16 protein-coding genes are annotated in these 23,922 nt (G+C 53.1%); 1 reads left to right on the top strand and 15 read right to left on the bottom strand.

Going from position 1 to position 23,922, the window contains the following annotated elements:
• Positions 1 to 50: 50 nt before the first annotated feature.
• From priA to KOO63_09175, 11 genes are all read right to left on the bottom strand, one after another.
• Complete coding sequence (gene priA / locus KOO63_09225; GenBank protein ID MBU8921989.1) at positions 51 to 2,054, bottom strand: primosomal protein N'; 2,004 nt, start codon at positions 2,052 to 2,054, stop codon at positions 51 to 53.
• Positions 2,055 to 2,102: 48 nt separating this feature from the next.
• Positions 2,103 to 2,483, bottom strand: a complete 381-nt coding sequence (locus tag KOO63_09220; GenBank protein MBU8921988.1) for a response regulator — start codon at positions 2,481 to 2,483, stop codon at positions 2,103 to 2,105.
• Positions 2,484 to 2,503: 20 nt separating this feature from the next.
• Positions 2,504 to 5,641 (bottom strand): GAF domain-containing protein, encoded by a 3,138-nt coding sequence (locus KOO63_09215; protein MBU8921987.1) that lies wholly within the window; start codon positions 5,639 to 5,641, stop codon positions 2,504 to 2,506.
• 14 nt (positions 5,642 to 5,655) lie between these two features.
• Complete coding sequence (locus tag KOO63_09210) at positions 5,656 to 8,652, bottom strand: GAF domain-containing protein (GenBank protein MBU8921986.1); 2,997 nt, start codon at positions 8,650 to 8,652, stop codon at positions 5,656 to 5,658.
• Between the two features lie 10 nt (positions 8,653 to 8,662).
• Positions 8,663 to 9,490 carry a HAMP domain-containing histidine kinase gene (locus KOO63_09205; GenBank protein ID MBU8921985.1) on the bottom strand — a complete coding sequence of 276 codons (828 nt, stop codon included), beginning with the start codon at positions 9,488 to 9,490 and terminating at the stop codon, positions 8,663 to 8,665.
• Between the two features lie 64 nt (positions 9,491 to 9,554).
• Entirely contained in the window at positions 9,555 to 10,535 is a 981-nt protein-coding gene (locus KOO63_09200; protein ID MBU8921984.1) for a response regulator, read from the bottom strand.
• 345 nt (positions 10,536 to 10,880) lie between these two features.
• Entirely contained in the window at positions 10,881 to 11,903 is a 1,023-nt protein-coding gene (gene tsaD / locus KOO63_09195; protein ID MBU8921983.1) for a tRNA (adenosine(37)-N6)-threonylcarbamoyltransferase complex transferase subunit TsaD, read from the bottom strand.
• 39 nt (positions 11,904 to 11,942) lie between these two features.
• A complete protein-coding gene (locus KOO63_09190; protein ID MBU8921982.1) occupies positions 11,943 to 12,584 on the bottom strand; it encodes a histidine phosphatase family protein in 642 nt (213 codons plus the stop codon).
• Between the two features lie 8 nt (positions 12,585 to 12,592).
• Complete coding sequence (locus KOO63_09185) at positions 12,593 to 13,705, bottom strand: thiamine-phosphate kinase (GenBank protein ID MBU8921981.1); 1,113 nt, start codon at positions 13,703 to 13,705, stop codon at positions 12,593 to 12,595.
• Between the two features lie 29 nt (positions 13,706 to 13,734).
• Positions 13,735 to 15,309: an NAD(P)H-hydrate dehydratase gene (locus KOO63_09180; protein MBU8921980.1), complete on the bottom strand. Its 1,575-nt coding sequence runs from the start codon at positions 15,307 to 15,309 to the stop codon at positions 13,735 to 13,737.
• A 4-nt stretch (positions 15,310 to 15,313) separates the two neighbouring features.
• Positions 15,314 to 16,009: an HAD-IA family hydrolase gene (locus KOO63_09175; protein ID MBU8921979.1), complete on the bottom strand. Its 696-nt coding sequence runs from the start codon at positions 16,007 to 16,009 to the stop codon at positions 15,314 to 15,316.
• A 44-nt stretch (positions 16,010 to 16,053) separates the two neighbouring features.
• On the opposite strand from KOO63_09175, the gene KOO63_09170 reads away from it, so the two are divergent.
• Positions 16,054 to 16,920 carry a CPBP family intramembrane metalloprotease gene (locus KOO63_09170; GenBank protein ID MBU8921978.1) on the top strand — a complete coding sequence of 289 codons (867 nt, stop codon included), beginning with the start codon at positions 16,054 to 16,056 and terminating at the stop codon, positions 16,918 to 16,920.
• Between the two features lie 21 nt (positions 16,921 to 16,941).
• Here KOO63_09170 and KOO63_09165 read toward each other — a convergent pair whose 3' ends face one another.
• The 4 genes from KOO63_09165 to KOO63_09150 form a co-directional block, all read right to left on the bottom strand.
• Positions 16,942 to 17,205 (bottom strand): hypothetical protein, encoded by a 264-nt coding sequence (locus tag KOO63_09165; protein MBU8921977.1) that lies wholly within the window; start codon positions 17,203 to 17,205, stop codon positions 16,942 to 16,944.
• A gap of 83 nt (positions 17,206 to 17,288) precedes the next feature.
• Positions 17,289 to 18,638, bottom strand: a complete 1,350-nt coding sequence (locus KOO63_09160; protein ID MBU8921976.1) for an asparagine synthetase B — start codon at positions 18,636 to 18,638, stop codon at positions 17,289 to 17,291.
• Positions 18,635 to 20,617 (bottom strand): tetratricopeptide repeat protein, encoded by a 1,983-nt coding sequence (locus KOO63_09155; protein ID MBU8921975.1) that lies wholly within the window; start codon positions 20,615 to 20,617, stop codon positions 18,635 to 18,637. The genes KOO63_09160 and KOO63_09155 overlap by 4 nt, the downstream gene beginning before the upstream one ends.
• A complete protein-coding gene (locus tag KOO63_09150; GenBank protein ID MBU8921974.1) occupies positions 20,604 to 23,918 on the bottom strand; it encodes a hypothetical protein in 3,315 nt (1,104 codons plus the stop codon). The genes KOO63_09155 and KOO63_09150 overlap by 14 nt, the downstream gene beginning before the upstream one ends.
• Positions 23,919 to 23,922: the final 4 nt, after the last annotated feature.

Raw genomic sequence — 23,922 nt, 5'->3', positions numbered from 1 at the left:
ATGTGGTCGTGTCAAGCACTATTGGTTTTATCAAATACGCATCCGGTTTATTAGAAAAGGTTTACAGGATCAACATTCCACTGGATATCCACGCCTTTTGCGCCTGTCATTGCTTTACGCGCAGCCGCTGCGAGGACTTTCCTGTCCGCGAAACCGATCTCCCCTCTGGCCAGGACATGAAATCGATAATTTCCCCTGAGTTTCTCTATCAGGGCGGGTGTGGGGCCAAGGATTCCGTCTCCACCTGCCGCACCCGATGCGACAAGGGCCTCCATCACCCTTTCCGCCGTCTCGGCAGCCACGGTCATCGACCTTGACGAAAGAGTGAACAGCATCAGTGAAGTCACGGGAGGATATCTCAGTTGCCTTCTGAGCTCGATCTCGGTGGTGGCGAAACCGTCGAAATCATGCGCCTGAATGTAATCGTATATGAAATGGTCCGGCGCGAAGGCCTGAATAATGACCCTTCCTCCTTTTTTCCCCCTCCCGGTCCTGCCGGCTGCCTGGGAGAGAAGCTGAAATGTCCGTTCGGCGGCCCTGAAGTCGGGGAAATTAAGCCCGTCATCTGCAGAAAGTATCCCAACCAGAGTGACGTTGGGAAAATGATGGCCCTTCGCGACCATCTGAGTACCCATCAGAATATCTGCCTCTCCCCGGCCGAAGCTTTCCAGCAGATCGAGGTGTCCTGTCTTGCCCTTGGTCGTATCGAGGTCCATCCTCAGCACCCTTGCCGAGGGAACGAGATTCTGAAGTTCCATCTCGACCCTTTGCGTGCCCGCGCCTTTCTGTATCACCCCGAACTCACCGCACCTGGGACACCTGCCCGGCGTCGATTCCATGTGGCCGCAATAGTGGCAGATCAGACTGTTACCGCGGCTGTGATATGTAAGAGATATCGAACAGTGGGGACACCTCGCTATCCATCCGCAACTCCTGCACTGAACGTAGTTCGCGTGCCCACGCCTGTTGATGAGAATGATCCCCTGCTCGTTCCTGTCGACACAATCCTCGGCTGCGCCAAGAAGTTCTTCGGAGAAGAGACCCTCCTTTTCACGCATATCGACGACTTCGACTTCAGGCATACCGCCACCCGTCGGCCTGTCATTAAGCCTGAAGCTCGTGATGCCGCCCGATGACGCTTCGTGCCAACTCTCAAGTGAAGGCGTTGCCGAACCCAGGAGAAGTGCCGCATTCTCATTGCGGCTTCGGAACTCCGCCGCCCTTATCGCGCTGTAATGTGGTTTCTCCTCCTGCTTGAACGATGAATCCTGTTCCTCGTCCACCACTATGATGCCGAGGTCCCGGACCGGGACAAAGACAGCCGAACGGGGTCCGATGATCACACGGACCTCCCCTGACGCGGCCTTTTTCCATATCGTCGAGCGCTGGGGGCCGGTAAGCCTGCTGTGAAGTACAGATACCTTCCCACCGAACCGGCGCTGAAAACGCGACGTTGACTGGGGGATAAGAGCGATCTCCGGGACAAGTACTATCGCGCTCCTGCCAGCTGCCAGGACTTCTTCGATACACCTGAGATATACTTCGGTTTTCCCGCTCCCGGTGACTCCGGCAAGGAGAAACCTCTCGCCCCGACCTTCACTGATACTTTTCACGACCGCTTCAAAGACCTGTGTCTGGTCGGGGTTCAGTTCCGGCCTCTCCGGTTCTTCAGGGAACCTCTCCGCCAGTTCGTCGCCGCCCTTCTTTCTTCCTGCCCCCCTGATGCTTGCGGGAAGGACAGCCTTCAACACTATACCCATCGGCTGGACATAATATTCCGCCATCCATGCGGCGAGTTCGAGGATCGGGCCGGTGAGCATTGGCGGCTGGTCGATAACCGCAACAATATCCTTCGTTCCAAGACCGGCAGGAGCCTCATCCGGAAAGGATAACGCGTACCCCACCATCTTTCTCTTTCCGAAAGGAACGGATATCCTGGCCCCGGCAGAAATCGATTCACACAGTTCGAGTGGCACATTGTATGTGAAGGTCCTGTCGACTGGGACAGGTAGCGCTACATCGACGAAACGCGGGTATGCCGGGCTTTTTCCCATAGTGGGGGAGAGTATATTACGTGGGCTGCCACCCGGCAACGCAAAAGACTATTTAGACGAAGTCACGAGCAGTTCGTGTATCCGTTCGATCAGCTTGTTAGGGCTGAACGGCTTGATTATGTAGTCAGACGCTCCTACTTCATAACCCAGACGCTTGTCGATATCCCTTCCCTTGGCAGTAAGCAGTACCACAGGGATATTCTTCGTGATCGGATTCGCTTTGAGGATCCTGCATGCCTCGTACCCGTCTATTCTCGGCATCATGATATCGAGGATGATAAGGTCCGGCTGTTCGCGTCTCGCCTTGTCGATCGCCTCTTCTCCGTTCGATGCCGTCAGCACCTCATAACCTTCCGACCCGATACTGAACTCCAGGATCTGAGTGATATTGACTTCATCGTCCACGACAAGGACTTTTCCCTTCTTCATTGAATCTCCTCCCTTGTTTCCTACCGTTTACCTGTTTCTTCGTATTCTTTTCTCATCTCTTCGAGTTCTTGTTCGACTGCGTCGAGGTTCATTTCCCCATCACCGTCCCTCGCCCCGAGCTCGTGCAGGACCTTGACGAATGCGCCGACTATCTGCGGGTCGAACTTTGTACCGGAACTCCTGATGATCTCGTTCCTGGCCTCATCGATCGTAAATGCCCTGCGATACGGTCCGAGCGATATCAGCGCCCTGAACGCGTCTATCACTCCGAGTATCCTTGCCTCGACAGGGATCTCTTCCCTTAATAACCCGTCGGGATATCCGCTTCCGTCAAAATATTCATGATGGCATCGCACCATCTTCATGATTCGTTCATCGAGTCCCATAGGGGAAAGAAGCGTATATCCGAGATTGGTGTGTTCCCTGAGTACTTTCCACTCCCCCTCCGACAACTCTTCCTTCTTCACCCTGATACTACGGGGGATCTTCATCATGCCAAGATCGTACATGTTCATCCCCATCCGAAGAGCGGTCATCGAATCTTCGCCCAGGTCCAGCCTGCGGCCGACCCCGAGAGCTATAAGCGTGTAGTTGTTTAGGTTCCTGCTTCCCCATATCTCCCGGATATGAAGTATGCTTTTCATCGCGTCCTTGAGCTGTTCGAAGTTCAGGGACACCTTTTCGAAGGCATCAAGTTTTTTCAGCATTCTCGAGATTATCCCGGAAAAGGCTTCCAGGATCTCCTTGTCGGCCCTGGTGAACTCTCTTCCTTCTACATTATCACTCACATTGAGGACGCCGACCACTTCATTGCCGTCTTTCAATGGAATCGATATAAACGAGTTGGTGCCATAATAGGCGCTGTTGTTCACCCTGCCGACCTTGCCGTCCTTCTCTATGTCGAAGACGTGATATGACTCGCCCTCCAGGATCACGCGGCCCGCGATTCTTTCCCCGATCTCGATCTTCGTATTTTCGACGAATTCTGGATCGAGGCCTTTTGCTGCGATCACGTTCAAGGTCTTTCTGTCCTCGCCAAGCATCATGATAGACGCTTTCCTGGCCTGCAGGAACTCTGATATCATTTCGACGAGAAGCGACAGGTAGCGTTCCCTTTCAAACCTTACTGAACCTATGGTCCCACTATTGGACGCCTGCCGGACGATGATATCCTTCATCGGAAGTATGACGACGAAACGAGCCCCGGCCTCCTTCACGTTCTCCACCCATATTCTTCCATCATGCCATTCGACGATATTCTTGCATATTGCCAGGCCCAGTCCGGACCCACCGAACTCTCTCGTATCACTTGCATCGACCTGATGGAATCGTTCGAATATCTTCTCGAGCTGGTCTTCCGGGATACCGCTCCCTGTGTCCTGCACCACTATCCTCACACCGGAAGCCTCCTCTTCAAGGGAGACGGACACCTTTCCGGATTCGGGTGTAAACTTGACGGCATTGCTGATGAGGTTGCTCATCAACTGCGAGATCAACTCCGGATCAGCTTCCAGCTTGACGTCTTTCCTTGGAAGTTTCAGGTCGGTATCGATCCTGCCCTTCATCAATTGGCTTTCTGATGCTTCGAGCGATTTTTTAATTATGGAATTCAGGTTGCATAAGGATTTTTCTACATTCAGGTGGCCTGTCTCCATGCTTGAATAGCTGAGCATGTTATCGACCAGCTTGATCACTCTCTCGTTCTCTTCACCCATCACAGAGAGGAAATTCTTTATAGTTTCTTTTTCAATCGTTTCCACATTCTCAAGAAGGGTCTCATTGTAGGCCTTGACGGAAGTGAGTGGCGTCCTGAGTTCGTGAGAGACTACCGAGAGGAAATTCGACTTGAGCTTGTTCGCAGCATCGAGTTCCTCGCGACAATCCGAGAGAGCCTTCCGGCTTTCCCTCACCTTCCTCTTCATCCCCTCCCTCGCAATGACCTCAATGACATTAGCGGAATATATCCGTAATGTATCAATGACTTCGGCTCGCGGTTCGGTGCGGAAAAAGCCTGCCGTAAAGAATCCCGTGAGCAGTCCATCGTTCTTTATTGGAACAACGACGATCTCCCCGGTTGTCCACTTGAGTCCTTCGGGCAAAAATGCATCGCTGTCTTCACCCAGATCTTCACGGTTCAGCAGAAAGCCCACACCTGATGCGGATTCTTCATTGCAGAAATGAGCCAGTTTCGACTTCGAGAGAACGGCCTGGAACTGCGATTCGGTCCTGTATTTTCCATCAAGCATATACCCTGTCGTATTGAATATCTCGTCCGTCCTGTCATAGGTCCTGAGGAGGACGAATTCAGCCGAAGTCTCTTCCGAGACCGCTTCTACGATCGAATGGTAGACTTTTGACTCTCTCTCTCCTCCGATGATCTTCATGCTTAGATCTACTGCCCGGATACCGACTTTCCCGGTCGAAGCTATAAGTTCCGTACTGAAAGAGTGTACGGCTTCCTTGTCTCGATGTGACACAGGTCTCCGTCCTGGAACTGACTCGAAGACGAAGGTGACAAGGTAGAGGAACATCCCCGCAATATCCAGCAGGGAGAAAAGTTGTGCCCAGAAATGTTCCTGTCCAACCACACCCGACCATACGAGTCCGCCGATCGACGAGGCTGACGCCATGAAGGCCACCGCGACCAGAAAGAGTCCGGTCCCACCCATCCTCAGTCTTTCCCTCTGCCAATAGACCCCGGCCCAGAGACCGATCGGAGCAAATACCATGAACGAGACAAGCGACTGTATCAGCACCGAGCCTGCCTGTCTCTCCCCGGTGAAAATGAACAGCACAGCACCAAAGATCAATCCCGTTGAGGCCCCCGCCAGAACGAATCTGGGATTCCAGAGCGAATAATCGTCTTCTCTTCTCCCCGTAGCAACACAAGTGAGAAGCAGGTATATCCCGGCGAGCCCGAAAATGAGAGAGATGATCGACTTGATCGGGTTTCCTCCCGGCGTACACGCGACAAGCGTCGCACGCGAAACGGTAAGCACGAGGAATCCCGCCATGACCGCCATTATCGGTCTGATCGACTTCCCTTTCCTTAGAACGGCTATTCGGGCGATCGAAGCGAGGGAAATGAGCAGTATAAGGAACAGGTAGGTCGCCTCACCCGAATCGCCTGTAAACATATTTTCGGTTCCCGGTATCATGGTGATGCTTTTCCTTAAGGCATAGCCTTGTGCTTACCGCCGAATCTCAGTCTTTCTGAAACGACGGAGTACTCATCAATATCGATATAGCCCTCATCCATCAGGACTTCGACAAAAGCACCCACGACCGCTGGGTCGAACTGGGTGTCCACATTCGCCAGAAGTTCCTCTATCGATTCCTCGACAGCGAGCTGACGCCTGAACGGACGCTTACTTACCATCGACACATATGCGTCAAGAACTGACAATATCTTCGCGCCGATCGGTATCTGGTCACCCTTCAGCCCCATCGGATATCCCTTGCCGTCCACCCTTTCATGGTGGAACAACATGATCTGGCTCACATACTCGACGAACTCCAGGGGCCGGAGTATCGCGGTACCTCTTTGAGGGTGCTTTCTTATCTCATCGACTTCGTCTGAAGTGAGGTCCAGTGTTTTCTTGAGTATATCTTCGCTGACTGTCGTCATGCCTACATCATGAATGCTTGAGACGAACTGGATCACCTGTATATCTTTTTCGGTAAGCATCAACTTCCTGGCCACCTTCACGGCCCATCGCACACTTTTCCTCGTCAGCCCGGTCCTGTCTTTCTCGCATACACGAAGCAATGACCGGAGTGAATGGATCGCCTCGTCGACGAAGGCAGCGAAATTCTCGGCTGTACGCATCCTCTCTATGATCTTTGCCAATCTCTGGCTTATCGATGTCAACAGCAGCAGGTCGTCATCGTTGAATGGTTTCCCGGATGTCTTATTATTGACGTTTATCACGCCGATCACCGACATCCCCACTATGAGGGGAACACTGAGCAGTGATTTCGTCTCATACTGCGGATTGTTCGGGTTCCCGCTGAAACCTACTTCCTCTATATTCTCTATCAGCAGCGGCTCTCCGGTCTGGGCGACCTTGCCCGCTATGCTTTTACCGATCTTGACCCTTGTAGTCTCCACGATCTCTTCGTCAAGTCCATATGCGTCCTTGATGAACAGGTCACCCTCCTTCTGGTCGAGAAGCATCAGGGAGACTATCTTGGCCGAAAAAAGCTCGGCGACGATCTTCACGGAAAGCTTGAAGATCTCGTTGATCTCGTTCATGGAGTCGTGAGCTCCGAAAATAAACCCTATCAGATCATTGAAATGATGTTCCTTGGGCAGGGTGAACGTGAACGTCGAACCCTCTCCCATGTTGCTTGATACATGTATATATCCGCCATGCTGTTCTATGATGTTCTTTACGATGGCGAGCCCGAGGCCCACTCCGTCGCTCATGCCGGTCCCCACCTGATAGAAATGCTTGAAGATATTATTGAGGTCATCCTCGGGGATTCCCACACCCTCGTCGCGGATCGACACCTTCACGGAGACAGCATCCTCGACAGCATCTACGAATATCCTGGATCCCTGTGGTGAAAATTTGACCGCGTTACCGATCAGGTTGATGAATACCTGCTTTATGAGATCCTCATCCCCGTCTATGAGAGGAAGATCATCCGCACATCGCACGATCAGATGAAGCCTCTTGTCCAGAAGATAAGGCTGGAGCGATGAGTCGACATCCTCGATGACATTTGTGAGACCAAAGATATTGCGTTTGAGAGTTCTCTGCCCGAACTCGATCTTCGAGACATCCAGCACCTTGTTTACCATACGTATGAGTCTGTCGGTCTCGTTTGACACGACTCCAAGAAATTCTTTCTTCTCAGTAAATCCTGGATCATCGATGTGGTCCTTGAGAGATTCTACATAGGCTTTTATGGAGGTCAGTGGCGTCTTGAACTCATGTGAAAGGTGTGAGATGTATCCCATCTTCAGTTTGTTCGAACTCTCGAGCCTCTCGTTCTCCTGCTCAAGTCTGCTGATACGGCTGTTCATCACTTCGTAAAGACGACTCTTCTCGATGGCGGTCGCCACCTGTCCGGAGAGAATCGTCAACAGCCTGACATCCTCGTCCGAAAACGGAATATCTTCCTTGTCGCCGGCGAATAATACGCCGGCGGATTCTCTGCCCGAGATCACCGGGACGGCCAGGAGCGTGTTGAGTTTCTTGCCGGATACGATTATCGACTTTGAAGAAAATTCGTTCTTCGTAACATTCTCTATCGTCACTCCATCTTCAAGGGAAAGGACTCTCTTCAGAAGCGGATCGTCCTCAAAGTCATCGGCCGATGTGACACTGACGACCCCTTCTTCTCCAAGTTCGACAAAGTTGACGATCTCTTTCTTCTGATTGAGAAGGATCACCGATGCCCATGGACGCCTCAGCAGAAGAGTGATCTCCTTGCATACCATTTTCAAAAGAGTATCGAGGCTGATCACCGAATTTATCCCGAGGCTGATATCGTACAGCCGTGTCAGCTCTATTATCCTTTTTCGTGTGTTCATCAACCGGTCTTCGGCTGTCTTGAAATAAACATTGAAGTTGTCGTAGAAGGTGCTGAAAAGATATGTCATGAGCCCCATGAATCCGCCGAGCACAAGGATGCCACCGGCAAGATAATGCGGGTCCCGAGTCACAGCGACACTACCTGGCGCGCAGGAAAACTGGGGTATGATTCCGTTTATTTCCAGCATCCCCAGACTCGCTACAGCAAAGATCGTCACACCGGTGACTGCTATCCCCGCCTGTAGAGCGGGAAGGAGCCTGCCCGCGAAGAACAGCGGAACGACGAGAATAAAAATGAAGGGACTCTCGATATTTCCAGTGAAATAAACAAGCGCCAGCGCTGTTGCCAGATCCAGGAACACAGTCATCCAGCACCAGAAATGATTCGGTCGGATTACGCCATCCTGTATTCCGGATATGCGGTTTTCCAGCCCCGCAAGAAGAAGGTTGAAAAACGCCGAACCGAGAAATACAGCCACTATCCATCCGGAATTGTATGAGAATCCAGCGATCTCTCCCGCTACGTAAACGATACAGAAGATCGCTATCAGCTCTATGAGTCTGATCTGCGGTATGCTGACATAGGCAGGCTTACGGCCTTCTCCCCTGTTTTTTATTTCTTCCATTTCCCCACCCTTACCCGATCCTGTCATATGGACCAGGTCTGTCCTCCGGTACAGGCACGCAGATAATCGCTACGGTTCCCATATCCGGAGAGCTTTTTATATGAATGTTCCCCATCATTATATTCATAATATTCTTAACCAGCGCGAGCCCCAGCCCGAGCCCCTGAACATCTTTTCTGGAATTTCCCCTGTAGAAGGGGTCGAATATCTCGTCCAGTTCCTTCGGCGGCATGCCCCGCCCGTTGTCCCTGATCTCCATTATGAGGATCTTCCTCTCCGACATCCCGCGCCTGTCCAATTGTATCCTGGCGCTCACACTGACAGGTTCGGACCCTCCACCATGCTTAAGGCCGTTCGAGATAAGATTGTCGAGAACGATATCGAGACATGCCCTTCTCACAAGGATCGGCGGCAGATTCCTCGGCACGAGATTCTCCACGCCCACCATGTAGCCTTCGTTCTTGATCCTGAACTTCTCGACAAGTCCGTGCAGTTCCACTTCGTCGAAATCTTCGGAATACTCGCCAGGAGTATCAAAACGAAGCATGTGAACGAACGATTCGATAAGGCCCTCCATCTCGGCGACCGCTTCCTTAATCTTTGAGAAATAGCGCTTTTCCTTGTCCTCCGAGATCTTTTCGAAGCGGGCTTCGATCAGTTCCAGATATCCGTTTATCGATGTAAGCGGACGATTGAGTTCGTGACCGACTATAAGCCTGGCGGAATCAAAGACTCCCTTGTTTCTCTCGATCTCGGAGCGCAGGTGTTCCAGTTCTTTTCTCGCGTCCAGAACGGTCTCTTTACCTGCATTCTCGTTTTTGTCTTTTATGCCTTCCACTCCAGGGCCTCCAGAGATCACTGGACCGCTCGAATCACGGCGGCTATCAAAACTGTCACCGTGCTTACCATTGTTCTAATTTCTCAGAAGGTGTTTTCTCTTTTCTTCTCTCCCGGACCACTACGCTGCCCGTCATGCCCTTTCCGAACTTTTTCAATTCAGAGGCGATATCATTGACCTGCGCGAAATGCTTGAGTCTGCCGCCCTCGTTCACGACGAGAGCTATGGTCAGCGACATGAGCGGAACCCTCTTGATCTCTCCGAGTCGGTTCTTGATCTCGAGATATCCCTTTCGGATGTCCTCTTCATGCATGAGCACGAGGGACCCCTTGTCAAATTCATCCACGATATGACGCGAGATGAATTCTGCTCTGTCTATGGAAGTCATGATGACGAAGTCATCCCCCCCGATATGACCGACGAAATCGCCTGAACCACCAAGCGAATTGACCGACTCGGTGATGATATCCGCCAGAAACAGGATCGACTCATCACCTTTCTGATAACCGTAGTAATCGTTATAAGCCTTGAAATTGTCTATATCGATGTAAATGAAAGCGAACGAACTACCGATTTCTATCCTGTTCTGAAGTTCTTTTTCGATGGCCTTGTTCCCGGCAAAACCGGTCAGGGGGTTCGCGTTTTTCTGCTGCTGACTCCATTCGAGAACGTTCTTTACCCGTAAAAGCAGTTCCTCGTTGGAATAGGGTTTGACCAGATAGTCGTTCGCGCCGTCACGAAGTCCCTTTATCTTGTCCGGAAGATCGCTTTTGGCCGTAAGCATGATGATCGGTATATGGCTGGTCTGGAAATCGGCCCTGAGTCGTTTGCATACTTCGAAGCCATTTATCTTCGGCATCATCAGATCGAGGATGATCAGATCGGGAGCCTCACGATGTACGATCCTGAGAGCGACTTCGCCATTCTCGGCGGTCTTGACGACATAGCCGTACTTTTCCAGCTGAAATTGCAGTATCCGACGGATATGCTCCTCGTCGTCGACTACAAGAATCTTGAATACATCGCGGTTTTCTTCCGGGCTCATTCTCTCTGTCCTGCTAATGGCGGTCATCGATCCTGCATGGATATTCCTGATGCAATCATCAGGTTCGCAATTAATATGCCAACGGAGCCTGACGGCACATATCATTTAACGGTATGACTATCATATGGTTACATGTGTGGCGTTATGGCGGTTCGCAAGCCCCGTGCGAATTTTTCTCGCAGAATGAGTTGCCCTTGCCGCTAATTTTGCATATGGAATATCGTGACGAAAGGAGAGGCTGGGCGGTTTGTGGGCACAACTACCCATTCCGGGAGAGTCCACAATCCAAACCCCATTTGCGGGTATCAGTCTGTTTCGGAGCGATGGATTGGATGCGGCAGGTGATCACGACCAGGAAGCGAGTACTCCCCTCGGGAAGGTATTAAGCTCCAGGCCATCGGTCCTTCCAGCCCCGATATGATGACTCGCGGCGCAGGCTATCATCGCGGCATTATCGGTACAATGTTCTATCGATGGCCATGATACGGCGATTCCCGCCTTCCCCATCCTCTCCTTCATGACCTCTCTCAACCTGCTGTTCGCAGCTACTCCACCGGCGAGATAAAACATCTCCGGCGATGTCCTTTCTACGGCCATCAGGGATTTTTCGGCAAGAATATCGACGATAGCCTCCTGGGCGGAAGACGCAAGCCCGGCAATATCACCGGCCGTGAGTTCCCCCATCGATTCGGCCTTCAGCCTTACCGCCGTCTTCAGTCCTGAAAACGAAAAATCGCACTCGCCTGATTTCCTGAGCGCCCGCGGAAAAGCAAAGGATCCCGGATCTCCATTCACCGCGGCCTTCTGGATCGAAGGCCCGCCCGGATACGGCAGCCCAAGAAGTTTCCCTATCTTGTCGAAAGCTTCGCCTGCCGCATCGTCTCTCGTACCTCCCAGAAACTTGTAACATCCTATCTTTTTGACGAATATCAGCTGCGTGTGACCTCCTGAGACGACGAGGACAGTTGCCGGGGTGACAAAAGGTCTTTCAAGGTCATTCGCGAGGATATGCCCCTCGAGATGATGTATGCCGACAAGAGGCCGGCCGCTTCCGTATGCGAGAGCCTTGGCGAATGAGAGGCCGACCAGAAGCGACCCTGTCAGCCCCGGCCCGTTAGTCACTCCGATCCCCGCAAGATCGCCCGTACTCAGACCCGCCTCCCCCATCACACTCTCGTAAAGTGGCAGGATCGTCTTCATGTGGGAACGTGACGCGATCTCGGGCACCACTCCGCCGTACTTTGCATGATCGAGCTGCGCGGCTGTCCGATGGACGACCACGCCCTCATCAGGCGAATATATCGCGCATGATGTATCGTCACAGGAGGTCTCGATACCCAGATACAGTCTTTTTGTTTTTCCTGCCATCCCAGGTTCCTCTCGTGCGGGCCCGGATCGGGAAGCGACTTACCGCGGCAATTCCGTCTCCTGCCGCGGCCGGAGCTCCCATTTCCAGGGCATCAGGTTCATATATCGTATCCGCGATCCCGCGGGACCTTTCGTGTCGAGCAGAGTCACCGAAGCATTGGCGATCCCGAGTCTGTGCATCGCGTCTATATCCATTCCCAGATAGTGGGCGATGACCGGTTTTATGACATCGCTGTGCGAGACAAGAGCCACCCTTCCACCGGCACCCTCATTCTCCCCGAGAATCCTGTCTACCGCCTTGACAGCGCGCGACTGAATATCGAGCATCCCCTCATCGGCAGAGAACTTCGACTTCGAGGGAGTCTCGTTATAGAGAATAAAATCCGGGTCGTCCTTCAGTTCCGAGTAGCGCCTGCCTACCCAATTCTCATATGCCGATTCATCAAGCATCGACTCGGGAAGAACCTGTGCGCCCCACTCCCGAGCCAGCAGATCAGAAGTCTCTACCGTCCTTGCGAGTGTACCTGAATAGATCGTTCCTATACCGTCGGGCTTAAGGAAACTGGCCAGCGATTCCACCATCCCCCTTCCCTCTTCGTTGAGGGGAAGAGGTTCCCGTCCCATTATTCTTCGATCGCGGTTCCAGTCTGTCCGCCCGTGCCTTATCATGTAAAGAAGCATCTCACCTCTCAAAAAGAATGTTCATATCCTTCAAAGGGAATATCTCCAATTGTGCCGTCACGACTGACCAGGCGAATCCCGTCAGAAGCGGAAGTCATCCTGCCAATCAGGGCCATATCGTCCGGCAGCCTGTCCGCACAACCGGACTTTAAAGTGAATAACAGCCTGTATTCCTCTCCGCTTGTCAACACCATCTCATCGACAAAATCCACATCGGCTCCGGGAATCGTATTCATTTCCGGGGCAGCCGGTATCTTGTCCATCTCGATCACGGCTCCCGTGCCGCTTTCCCCGCAGAGAGTGGAGAGGTCCCGGGCAAGTCCGTCGCTGATATCGATCATCGACGTAATATCCTCTCTCCCTGGAAGATTATCAAGTCCTGAAGCAAAAGGGACTATATGATGCGCTATCATCCTGAGTGTCGGGGTCGACTCTTCGGCGATCCCGAACTCCGTCACCAGAGAACGAAAATCATCCTCGTCCATCGAGAGAGAGAGTTTCCGTGAAGCAGAGAGAAGCTGGCTTACTTCTGCTTTCGAGTTTTTCATGAATCGCTTTCCGCAAAGCTCTCCGCTCAGCCCCGGGGCCCCGTCGCAGCTTTTGTCCGCGAGAAAAGATTCGAGGATCCTCAACCCGGCGAGGGATCCGCCCAATGGGCCTGAAACCACTATGAGGTCACCCTTTTCAGCTCCGGTTCTCATGACCGCACAGCCTTCGGGAACGACTCCTGTTATAGCGACATCAAAAAAATAGCCGCCCGGTGATCGGACCGTATCTCCTCCGACCAGGCCTATTCCATAACACGCGCAGGCGGTGCTTGCGCCTTCGATGATCCCCTCTACATCCTCCCGCGTCGCCCCTTCGGGCAGACCGGCAGTCAACAGGATCCTCTCCGGGCTTCCACCCATCGCGAAAATATCCGACACATTCGAAGTGACCGCTTTCTGGACAGCCTGCCCGGGAGTCGAGGTGTCGAGTCGGAAATGAACTCCCTCGACCACCGCGTCGGAGGCGAGCAAAAGGTCGCCCCCGCCGTGTCGTACCACAGCAGTGTCATCGCCTATCCCCGAGTGAGGAAATGCTTTTCTGAACATCGCTATTATGTCGTTTTCTCTGATCACTGCCTCCGTGATTCCATCCCGACTGCTTGTCAGCCCCGGCGATCTTCCTCGAGCTCTCTCAGAGCGAAAGAAAGTGCGTCGCTGCAGTCTCCTGCCGTCATCCCGCGTTCTCCGGTTTCTTCGGCGGCCATATCGGCAGCCCTCGAATGAAGGTATACTCCCAGTCTCGCGGCTGAAGCAGGGTCCCCCGTCTGGGCCAGCAGCCCCGCGATCGCGCCGGTCAGAATATCGCCGCTGCCCGCTGTAGCAAGTCCCGGATGACCGAATACATTTATATCAATACGTCCCGAACCATGAGCTATCACTGTCGGCGCGCCTTTGTGTACCAGGGTAAGTCCGCTGCCCTTGACAAGGTCCGCCAGGGCGTCCATCCGGCCAGCCGGGTCCAGGGGAAGATCGAGCCCGGTCAGTCTTTTCAATTCTCCGGTATGTGGCGAAAGGATGATCGCTCTTTCCGCCGAGTATTTTTTCAGATCGTCGAAACGGCCTTCAAACGAGTTTATACCATCGGCGTCCAGAACGACCGGGACATCTACTCCAGCGATCATCTTTTCCACGAACGCTGCCGTATCTCCATTCACCGTCAACCCGGGGCCCAGGGCAAGAGCATCGAAACGAATCTGCCCCAGCAACTCGTCTGCACCTTCAGCGGCTATGGCGCCGTCAGCGGTCTCAGGCAATGAGATGAATATAACTTCTGGAAAGGCCGACTGGACAGATATCCGAATCGATTCGGGGCCCGCAAGATAGACGACCCCGCATCCGGTCCGCAAAGCGGAAAAAGCAGAAAGAGAAGCCGCGCCGCTATACCTTCGGCTTCCCGCGGCTATAAGGAGTGACCCGCACTGAAATTTGTGCGCGTCGGGTCCTCTCACGGGAAAATCTTCCGATGCGGCATCGAGATCGATGACATGCCTGCCGACACCACTTGCTTCTATGACTTCATCGGGAATACCTATATCTACGACCTCGATCGCACCCGAATGGAACTTTCCTGGAAAAAAGAGTTCTCCTATCTTGGGCATAGCCATCGTCACGGTCATATCAGCAATCACCGCCGAACCCAATATTTCTCCAGTGTCTCCATTTATCCCGGACGGAATATCGATTGCGACCACAGGGAGGCCGGACCCGTTTATCAACTCGATCACATGGGCGTATTCCGCTCTCACCACGCTCTTGATCCCTGTACCGAGAAGCGCATCGACAACAAAAGTGCTCGCCTCGATGGCATCGGAGACTTTCTCTTCCCAGTCGGCAAGGTAAAGGAATATCTCTTCCATTACACCGGCCTTTCTGAGCCCCTCCAGTTTCCGGTAGTTTTTGAACGCGTCCGGAGAGAATTTTTCGGGATCGTGCATGTAATGAAGTATGACCCCGACACCGGCCTCCGCGAGAAGTCTCGCTACGACAAGTCCATCGCCGGCATTATTTCCTCTTCCAAGAAAGATCGACGCGCGCTCCTCCCCCGGTTCTTCGATCAGATCCATAATCGCGTCGAATATTCCCTGCCCCGCCCTTTCCATAAGCACCAAGCCGGGCTCGAACCTCGATATCGTCTCTTCATCGAGCCCTCTCATCTCTCCGTTAGTGACTACCCTCATACGGCTATCCTTTCGCCTGAAGGTCGTTCAACTCATCTACGATCTCTGTCAGCCTGAATATATCGTCGATATCATAATCCGCCCCTGATGCCTTCGTACCGAAGGTATCCCCATATCTGGCGAATACGGTCTTTATACCAAGCTCTGAAGCGCCTACAATATCTCTTTCTGGCCAGTCGCCCACCATGAGTGCTTCGTGAGGTTCTATCTTCAATCTGTCGAGGACCATCCTGAACGGCACCGGACTCGGCTTGTGTTCACCGGAATCCTCGAAGGCGACCACAACCTCGAAAATATGCTGAAGCTGAAGATAGCACAGGCGCATCCACGCCTCCTGCCTGGGCGCATCGGAAATAACAGCCAGCTTCAGGCCTTTCTTGATCAGGGCCAGCAATGTCCTGTGTACGTGGGGATAGAGTACGAGGGCAGCCTCTCTCGCTTTTCTGTAGGCTACTATTCCCGCAGCGAGCATACGATAGTCTACATTTCCTACAAGCTTTTCGAGAAGCTTGTTGAATACCTTCTGATGCTCTATACCTTCCTCGTCATAAATACTGAAGATCTCGTCGCGGATCTGGTCGGGCGGAAAATCCAGCCCTGTATCGATCATCGCCTTGATCGCCGCTTTGATCGAGTCTTCCTTCATCTTCATAAAATCTGTCAGCGTGTTATCGAGATCGAAAATAATGAGCCTGATCATCGCTGCCTTTCCCCTTGCCGCTCCCATGGAGCACGTTATATCTTGTGTTCATGACACCTGAAGAACATCAACCGAAGCGGCCGATAGAAGACCCGGAACCCGGGGCATCTGTCTTCGACTCGCTGAACAACTACACCCTTCTTCTGTTCGCCTTCTCATGCTACCTGATGTACACATCCCTTTCCATGATCATTTTTAACATGGAGTTCTACGCCACGGCACTATCCATTCCCGCTTTGATCGGATTGATATTTCCGCTGGGCATCCTTGCCGGCAGGTTCGGTGGCGGATATATACGGGACTTCGATTTCACCATACCGACCCTGAAAACGGCTATGCTGGTACTCCTGATCTCCGCCGGTTCGATAGTGCCTATCGATGCGGTTACATATCTGTTCGAACGCGGCAGACCCGTGAGTGAGAATTATATCGAATTTCTTGTCTCAATCAAGCCCAAAGGAATATGGCCTCTTCTGGCCCTCGGGGTCGGCACGGTCGTCATATCTCCTCTTGGAGAGGAAATGCTTTTCAGAGGACTCATCCAGAAGGTCTTTCACCGGAACATGGACGCCAGGCTGGCGGTCGTCCTGGCCGGGATTGTCTTCGCGTGCGCCCATTTCGATATCAGGATGATTCCGGGCATTACTTTGATGGGGATCATGATGGGGTACATCTATTACCGATCCCGAAATATCTTATATCCTTTCCTCTCCCACGCGCTGTTCAATCTGATCTCTCTGGTGAGACTCAATGCGACCTCCGTGGAATCGATCAGGCAGGGGACACACCCGGCTCCATCCGTTATATGGTTGCTGGGTTCCCTCGCTCTCGCGGCGACAGCCATCGCCTGTTTCGAGACAGCCGCAAGACGGGTAAAAAAAATGCGGGCCGATAACGGGCCCGCATCCTGAATAAAAAATCGCGAACAGATCCTATTTGCTCGAATATGCCAGCTTCTTGCCGTAGCTTATCTCTCCGTTGTCTATTCTGATATTAAATCCACACTCTGGATTGTTACAGACCCACGCCTTGTACTTTATCGGCGCTCCATCCCTGCCATAATCGGAAAGCGGAAGAAGCAACCCCTTGTCACACTTCAGACATCCGGTGAATATTTCAGGCATAATCCCGGTCCTGCACCCCTCAACGCCGGACCAGTCACCTCCCTCTCCACATTGAATCCCAACCAAATTCACGACACCTTACCTCTAAGTTTGTTCATCATTACTGGTTCGGGAAATGCTGTCAAGAAAAAATGGGCGGGATCCTCACATCCCTCTCATGTCTTCTGTTCCTTTTTCTTTGCTGCGGGAAACAGCACATTGTTCAGAATGAGTCTGTAGCCCGGCGAATTCGGATATAAATTAAGGTCTGTAGGAGGGTCGCCGACGAAATGGTGGTAGTCTTCGGGGTCATGTCCGCCGAAGAATGTGAATGTACCTTTTCCCAGATTTCCATGAATATAACGTGCCTCGTTGCGCCCCCTCACCTCACCCAGGATGATGACCTTCTTCTTGATGAGGCTTTTTCTGAAAGAGGTGGTCTGTCCCATGAATCCCTTTATGACCGAGACATGGTTCTGCACGAGCATAGAGGGAACAGGGTCATATTTCGCGGAAAATTCGAAAAGAGTGAAGTAATCGCTGGTCTCGCCACGATCGGCCGCGGCCTGCGTCATGTCTATGTTGGAGAACTCATAGACATACGGATCCATTATCAGACTGACCCCCTCGAAAGCCAGGGCGCGTCCGAAGTCGAGCATGCCGGCACAACCGGGAGTAGTCCCGTCACGGTCGTACTCCCTCGGAACGATGTCGATTCCCCTGGCGGCCAGCGCCAGGTCGATTGTATCGCAGGCCGAACACATGGCGAAAAGGAACCCTCCTCGCCGCAGATATTCCCTGATGAGTTCGGCAACGGCTTTCTTTTCTTCCGACACCTTCTTGAAACCCAGCGACAGCGCTATCCGTTCGAAAAGTACCTGCTGCTGTATATACCATTGCGCGTTCCTGTATCCCGCGTAGAACTTCCCGTACTGTCCTGTAAAGTCCTCGTGATGAAGATGAAGCCAGTCGAATCTCTCCAGCTGTCCCAGAAGCACTTCTTTGTCGTAGACAGTCTCATAAGGAATATCGGCGTATTCGAGTGCCATCATCACCGCATCATCCCACGGCTGTTTGTTGGGGGGGGCGTATATCGCTATCTCGGGAGCCTTCTCCAGAAGAATGATCTCCATGTTGCCGACTTCTATCTCTCTGTATATCCCGGCAACATCGTCAGCCGAGACACGTTCGACGAGAACATTCCGCAGTTGTGCTTCCAGACCGATGCCAGCCGCGTCCGGCATCAGAAATGAACCACCCCTGTAATTGAGGAGCCACTTGACGTCTACTCCCCTGGCAAGGGCGTACCAGGCCAGCCCATAAGCCTTCAGGTGGTTAGTCTGCGACAGGTCCATGGGTACAAGAGTCTCGCCTGACACTCTGCCGGACACGGCCGAGACAAGTATGATCGCGGCAATAACCACGATCAAGATCCTGAATGGAGCCACCGTGCCAGGCGCATTCGATCCAGCCCCCGGCTTTACATCCCCACAGTCTTTCCACTTTGTTACATACGGTCTTTTCATTCCATCTCCTCCGGCTGACTGTCGTCATCCTGCCTGTCGAGGCTCCCGCTATCCGTGTCATCTTCTGGTGCGGGCCCATCATTCTCCCCCGCCAGTTCAAGATAACTCGATCTCACCCTGGCGATAAACGGATATCGAGGATAATCCTCGATCAGCCTCCTGTAAACCGATGCCGCCGCCGCGGGATCGCTGGGCTCAAGGATCGATCCGGTCTTCTCGAGAGCTCTCGGAGCGCTTCCCGAAAGCGGAGCCCGGCTGACTGCGTCAGCGAGAAGATCAAGAGCCTCTCCTGTCTTTCCCAGTAACAGCAGGCAATCCGTCCCTGTCCAGACCGCTTCCGGAGCTGCAGGGGAATCGGGATGACTCTCGAATACTGACTCTGCCAGGACAGCCGCCTCCTCCAGCTTCCCTTCCGCTTTCATCCTTTTCGCCTTGACCAGCGCGGCAAGAGGTCCCGTCCCTGATATTATTGATTTTTTTATTGTCACCGCCTGTTCGAGCGCATCGTTCGCCCAGGTGCTCCACACATATTTCTCCGCCAGCGCTGAAAAGGCCCCAGCTGCCTTTTCCCACTCCTGCCGGTAGAGAAAAGTCATCGCCTGCCCGAAAGACGCCATAGCCACTCTTGCTGAATCCGGCGAGGACAGAAGTCCATCGAACCAGCTGTCAGCCTCATCGAATCTTCCCGACGCGAGCCAGGCTTTCATCATCAGCTCGTCCACTCTTGCCCTCTCCTGCTTTCCACGCGGGGCTATCCCCTTCAATGATTCCAGGGCCTCCGTGGGACGGTAGAGCCTGTCGACCAGGACCTGTGCCTTTATGATGGTCGCCCTCTCCCTGTAACTCCTGCCTGCCGGATGGCGCAATACAGAATCGGCAAAAGCAAGAGCCTGTCTGTAATGTTCCCTTCCTTTTTCCGGTTTTTCAGCAAGATCCCCGCTTTCCAGATTAAAGCTGGCCGCGGCAAGCAGCATCTGGGGAACTACCGGCGAACGTCCGAACTTTTCCATGAATGTCGATAGCATAACCTCATAGATACGTCTGTAATCCTCAGCCTCTTTTGCGGCCTTCCTCCTCAATATGACCGAAGCAAAATAGTACAGTTCGTCCGGCCTCAGATCGATCCCTCCACCACCCGAGATATAGTCTATTGCCCTTTCGAATTCCCCCCGTTCCACACGGAGCAGCACTCCCGTCAGCCTGAAGAACCTCCAGTTCACTGAATTTTCGACAGAAAGCGAATCGACCACACTGAGCAGGCTGTCAGGCATCCCGGCTTCTCTGAATGTACTGAACAGGATCGAGTTGCTCGCTTTCATGGGATTCTCGAGCTTCCGGGCGAGTCTCAACCCGGTCATGAAGGCAGCCCCATTTCTGCCGAGGAGTCTTTCCAGCCTCAGCTTCTCTCTCCCACAAGGCTCGAAATATTCACTGAACCTCGTTCCTCTCTCCAGCGTCTCTATCGCCAGGCCGAACATTCCCGCCTCCCACTGCATCCTTGAGACCAGGATATGATTCGATGCGTTTATATCGTTTTCCCCCAGCAGACTCTCCCAAAGGGAAAGAGCCTTTTCCCGCATCCCCGCATCCAGGTAAGCTGCGGCCAGGATCCGGATAAACCCGGGACGCTCCGGAACTCTCGCTATCCTCTCATCCAGAAGCAGTCTTGCTTCCCCGGCACGTCCCGCCCGCAAATAGCAGGTCGCCAGGAGTTCCGTAAGGTCGTGCCTTTCCGGATACTTTTCACATACAGGTTCAAGCAGGACGATCGCGTCGGAGTATCTTTTCACATTCATCAGATTCAAAACAGTCGACCGGGTCCTGTTGATCTCCATGGGCGAGATTTCCTGGAGGGACTCCTGCCGGGCCTGATGGCCAGCCGACTGGCATACTACTCTGCCCGGGATGATAATGGCGGCAACGGAAAGCAGAGCCGCAAGGACGATTTGCCCGGTATTCAGCCGTCTACTTTTTCTCATCTCTGACTTTCCCCGAAAGAGCCTTGAAATATGCCCTGATCAATTCCTCATATTCCGCTGGTCCCCGTCCCCTCATCGCTCTTCTGATCCTTTCAAGGATCAACTCGGCATCATCTCTATCATGCTCGATAAAATCCGCCCCTGAGGGAGCCATGTCCTCTCCAGGCCTGCTGATCCTCTTTCTGCTGTAATCCCTTCTGTTGAGAGACCGCTGTGATTCCAGCATCCTCGAAAGTATCTTCTCCTCCCTTTCGATCGTATCCCTGTCGAGTTCACCCCGCTCCAGTCTTTCAGCCAGCTCATTCATCTCATCACCCAGTCCGTCCAATCGGCCCAGCAGTTCGTTTGTGCCCCGACTCTCCTCGGCGATCTGTTCGATCAGTTCCTGCATCTTTCTCTGCTCGGCGGCGATCCGCGCCATCTTCGCCCGCTGCTCCATCGAGAGTGTCCCGCCCCCCTTTTGAAGCATCTGCCTGAGTTGTTCATCTATTGAGGACTGGCGCTGTAGCATCTGTCTCATCTTCTTCATCGCGCCGCCTCCAGCCCCTCCTGAAGAAGAACTCGATCGGAGAAGCTCGATCACGGCCAGGTTCACGCGGAGAGACACCCCCCTCGCTGACAATGCGGCCGGGGCGAACTTCCTGCTCTCAAGTGCGTTCATCGCCTCGCTGGACAACCTCAACGCCTCTCCCAGGCAGGAAAAAACAGTGTTCGAGACACTTGAATTCTTCCGTGCCGCTTCGAGCAGATCTCCTGTCACAATTCTCACAGCATCCCGGCTCACCATCTGTCGCTCAAGAAGTTCTTTGAGTTCCACGCCGGAATTCCCGGCCCGGATGAGGATCGCATCTTCCTCGCTCTGTCTGGAAATATCGAGAAGATCCCGCAACGCCTGCTCCACTATTCTTTCAGCCTCTTCGTCCGGCCGAACCGCCATGGCATTCTGACAGAGGCCCATCTTGGTGTAGAGGGAGAACATCTCACTTGCGGTGCAATTCTGCGTCTCCGAAGCCTCGCTCCTCTCACCTTCCTTCATCTGCTCCATCGCAGCATCCATCATGGAGTCGACCGCCGCCGAATCAAGGTTTTCCATCATCTCACGGATCTCATCCGCGGCCTCATCCTGATCGTTTTCCCTGCCGAATTCCTCCATCGACTCTTCAAAATCTCCGTACTCTTCATTCAGTTCATTCTGCGCTTCCGACATTTTGTCAAGGTCTCCCGTCTCGGTCGAATCACTCAACGCGGTCTGTTCGTCGAGCATCTCTTCCATCCTGCGCATCAACTCTTCCATTTTCTCTTCCATCAGGATCTGTTGTAGAAGTTCTATAGTCCTGTCCAGTTTTTCAGCGATATCCTCCGCGTCCATCTCCACCTGCTCCATCCCGGACATCATCTCGCCTGAGGATACCTCCTCCAGCATCTCTCTGAACCTGTCCATCGCGTCTTTTAACTCTTCATCTTCTATCCGGCTGAGAAGGTCCCTGATCTCCTCCATCTTGCGGCCGACTTCCATGGAAGTCATCCTGTTCTCCTCGAGCGATTCGAGATTCCTGTCCAGTCTTTCGACGATTTCCTTTATTTTCTCTCGAAGGTCCATCTGCGAATCGAGTATTTCCGTGCTCTCCCGACGTCTGTCCCAGTCCATTTCCCCTTCAGCCCTGAGATCGTCGGCAAGGTCCCTGAGCCTTTCACGGAGTTCCTCGCTCTCTTCGATGATCTCTTCCATCGCGTCGTTGTGATACTGCTCTTCTTTCCTGGACTCGGCATATACCTGCGCGATCGATGGAGCTATCAGGATCCTCGTAGATGTCCTGGCGTACCCCGGGCCCGTCACCTGGTTATTATCCACGGCCTCCAGGTACCACGCGATCCTGTCCCCTGGAAAGACAACTCTTTCGTCCATCTTCCATTCGTATTCCTCTTCAAGTGCGGTAACGATCGTCGCCGGGGCCTGCAGAGTCCGGGAATCGAAATCCCCACTTCCGCCTTCTTTTCTGAATCGCAATCTGACAGCCATTATTCCAAAATCATCAGCCACCCTGTATGTGATCCTCGAAACAAGCGACCGGGGAAGCAAGGTCTCGTCGGCTGGAGATATGATATCTATCGCGGGGATATTGTCGTCCAGAGAGACAAGAGGCCATGCAACGGGAAATTTGTTTTTACGGCCGTCCGTGTCCTCAACTATTATCCGCATCGTATCGTCCCCGGAGAGATGAAATTCTGCCCTGAAACTGCTCCCATCCATCTCGAGAGGCACTACACGTCCGGACGAAAACACTATCTCTCCACGCCCGATCATCCTCGAAACTTCGCCGAAGATCTCAAGCTTCGTGCCATCAAGGCAAACTATTCTTCCGGACAAAGACGAAACAGTATCTGGAGGCAATTCTGTATATGGCGGGCTGTCAAGGATCGCACCCACTCTGTTTATGACGGGGCTGTGTATCACAGAGACAAGGTTTTCCGTGGTCTTTTCGCTTCCAGCTTCGAATCTGTAAGCAAAATCATCCCTTATGTCCTCGAATGTAAAATAGTAGGTATCCATCCCGCCGCCTTCGGATACCACGGTCTTTTCCAGCACCTCGCTCCGCCATACACCCTCTATCCTGCTCCAGCCGATCCTTACTTCTCCCTCCATCGACCCTGTCTTTACAGCACCGACTGTCAGATCATCACCAGCAAAGATCGTCCGATTGCCTGGTTCGGCCTGCAGATTGTAGCCTGGCTTATCCCGGAAACCCTTCAATGGGTCCGACAGGGATTCCATGACCAGAAAAGTGCCCCGGCGGTCAACGAGTGTCAGGGAGAGCAGGATAATCGAAAGGACGACCGCTGACAGGGTCCACGCAGGCCTGCCAGCGCTTGAGAACAACGGCCTCACATCCAGGCCTTCCATCTCTGACACCGCTCTTCGAATCGTCTCTCCCATGAGATATTCCGAGTAACCCGACAGGCGATGTCCTCCCACCGAGAATTCAAGAGCAGCCGAAAAAAGATTTCCCTTTCCCGATATCATGCCGACTTCCTCGGCCATGCGCATCTTTCCCCTCTTCATCCCGACCAGCTGAATGACGGCAAGGACAGCGCCAACAGCTGCTCCTGTCCAGAAAACCGCCCAGGCGGCCAACGGCATGTGCCGCCACCCATAAAGAACGCGGCATAACAGGATGAGGAAAGTGTAGGTGGAAATGAGGAAAGTCAGCACGACAGCAGCGGCTCCCCTTGCCGCCGACCATCTTCTGGATGAAGCAAGTCGGCTTATCTGTCGTGAAAGTCCAGTTTTTTCCCTGTCCATAATC

The sequence above is a fragment of the Candidatus Latescibacterota bacterium genome, from assembly GCA_019038625.1.
Taxonomy (GTDB): Bacteria; Krumholzibacteriota; Krumholzibacteriia; order Krumholzibacteriales; family Krumholzibacteriaceae; genus JAGLYV01.
This window is presented reverse-complemented; position numbering and strand designations above follow the sequence as displayed.

Bases quoted from the DNA above. Each gene is read 5' to 3' on its own strand.
- KOO63_09155 (MBU8921975.1), bottom strand. From the start codon at position 20,617: ATGAGAAAAAGTAGACGGCTGAATACCGGGCAAATCGTCCTTGCGGCT.
- KOO63_09175 (MBU8921979.1), bottom strand. From the start codon at position 16,009: ATGATCAGGCTCATTATTTTCGATCTCGATAACACGCTGACAGATTTT.
- KOO63_09190 (MBU8921982.1), bottom strand. From the start codon at position 12,584: ATGCTTCTTTACATGATAAGGCACGGGCGGACAGACTGGAACCGCGAT.
- priA (MBU8921989.1), bottom strand. From the start codon at position 2,054: ATGGGAAAAAGCCCGGCATACCCGCGTTTCGTCGATGTAGCGCTACCT.
- KOO63_09215 (MBU8921987.1), bottom strand. From the start codon at position 5,641: ATGATACCGGGAACCGAAAATATGTTTACAGGCGATTCGGGTGAGGCG.
- KOO63_09220 (MBU8921988.1), bottom strand. From the start codon at position 2,483: ATGAAGAAGGGAAAAGTCCTTGTCGTGGACGATGAAGTCAATATCACT.
- tsaD (MBU8921983.1), bottom strand. From the start codon at position 11,903: ATGGCAGGAAAAACAAAAAGACTGTATCTGGGTATCGAGACCTCCTGT.
- KOO63_09200 (MBU8921984.1), bottom strand. From the start codon at position 10,535: ATGAGCCCGGAAGAAAACCGCGATGTATTCAAGATTCTTGTAGTCGAC.
- KOO63_09160 (MBU8921976.1), bottom strand. From the start codon at position 18,638: ATGAAAAGACCGTATGTAACAAAGTGGAAAGACTGTGGGGATGTAAAG.
- KOO63_09150 (MBU8921974.1), bottom strand. From the start codon at position 23,918: ATGGACAGGGAAAAAACTGGACTTTCACGACAGATAAGCCGACTTGCT.
- KOO63_09210 (MBU8921986.1), bottom strand. From the start codon at position 8,652: ATGGAAGAAATAAAAAACAGGGGAGAAGGCCGTAAGCCTGCCTATGTC.
- KOO63_09180 (MBU8921980.1), bottom strand. From the start codon at position 15,309: ATGAGGGTAGTCACTAACGGAGAGATGAGAGGGCTCGATGAAGAGACG.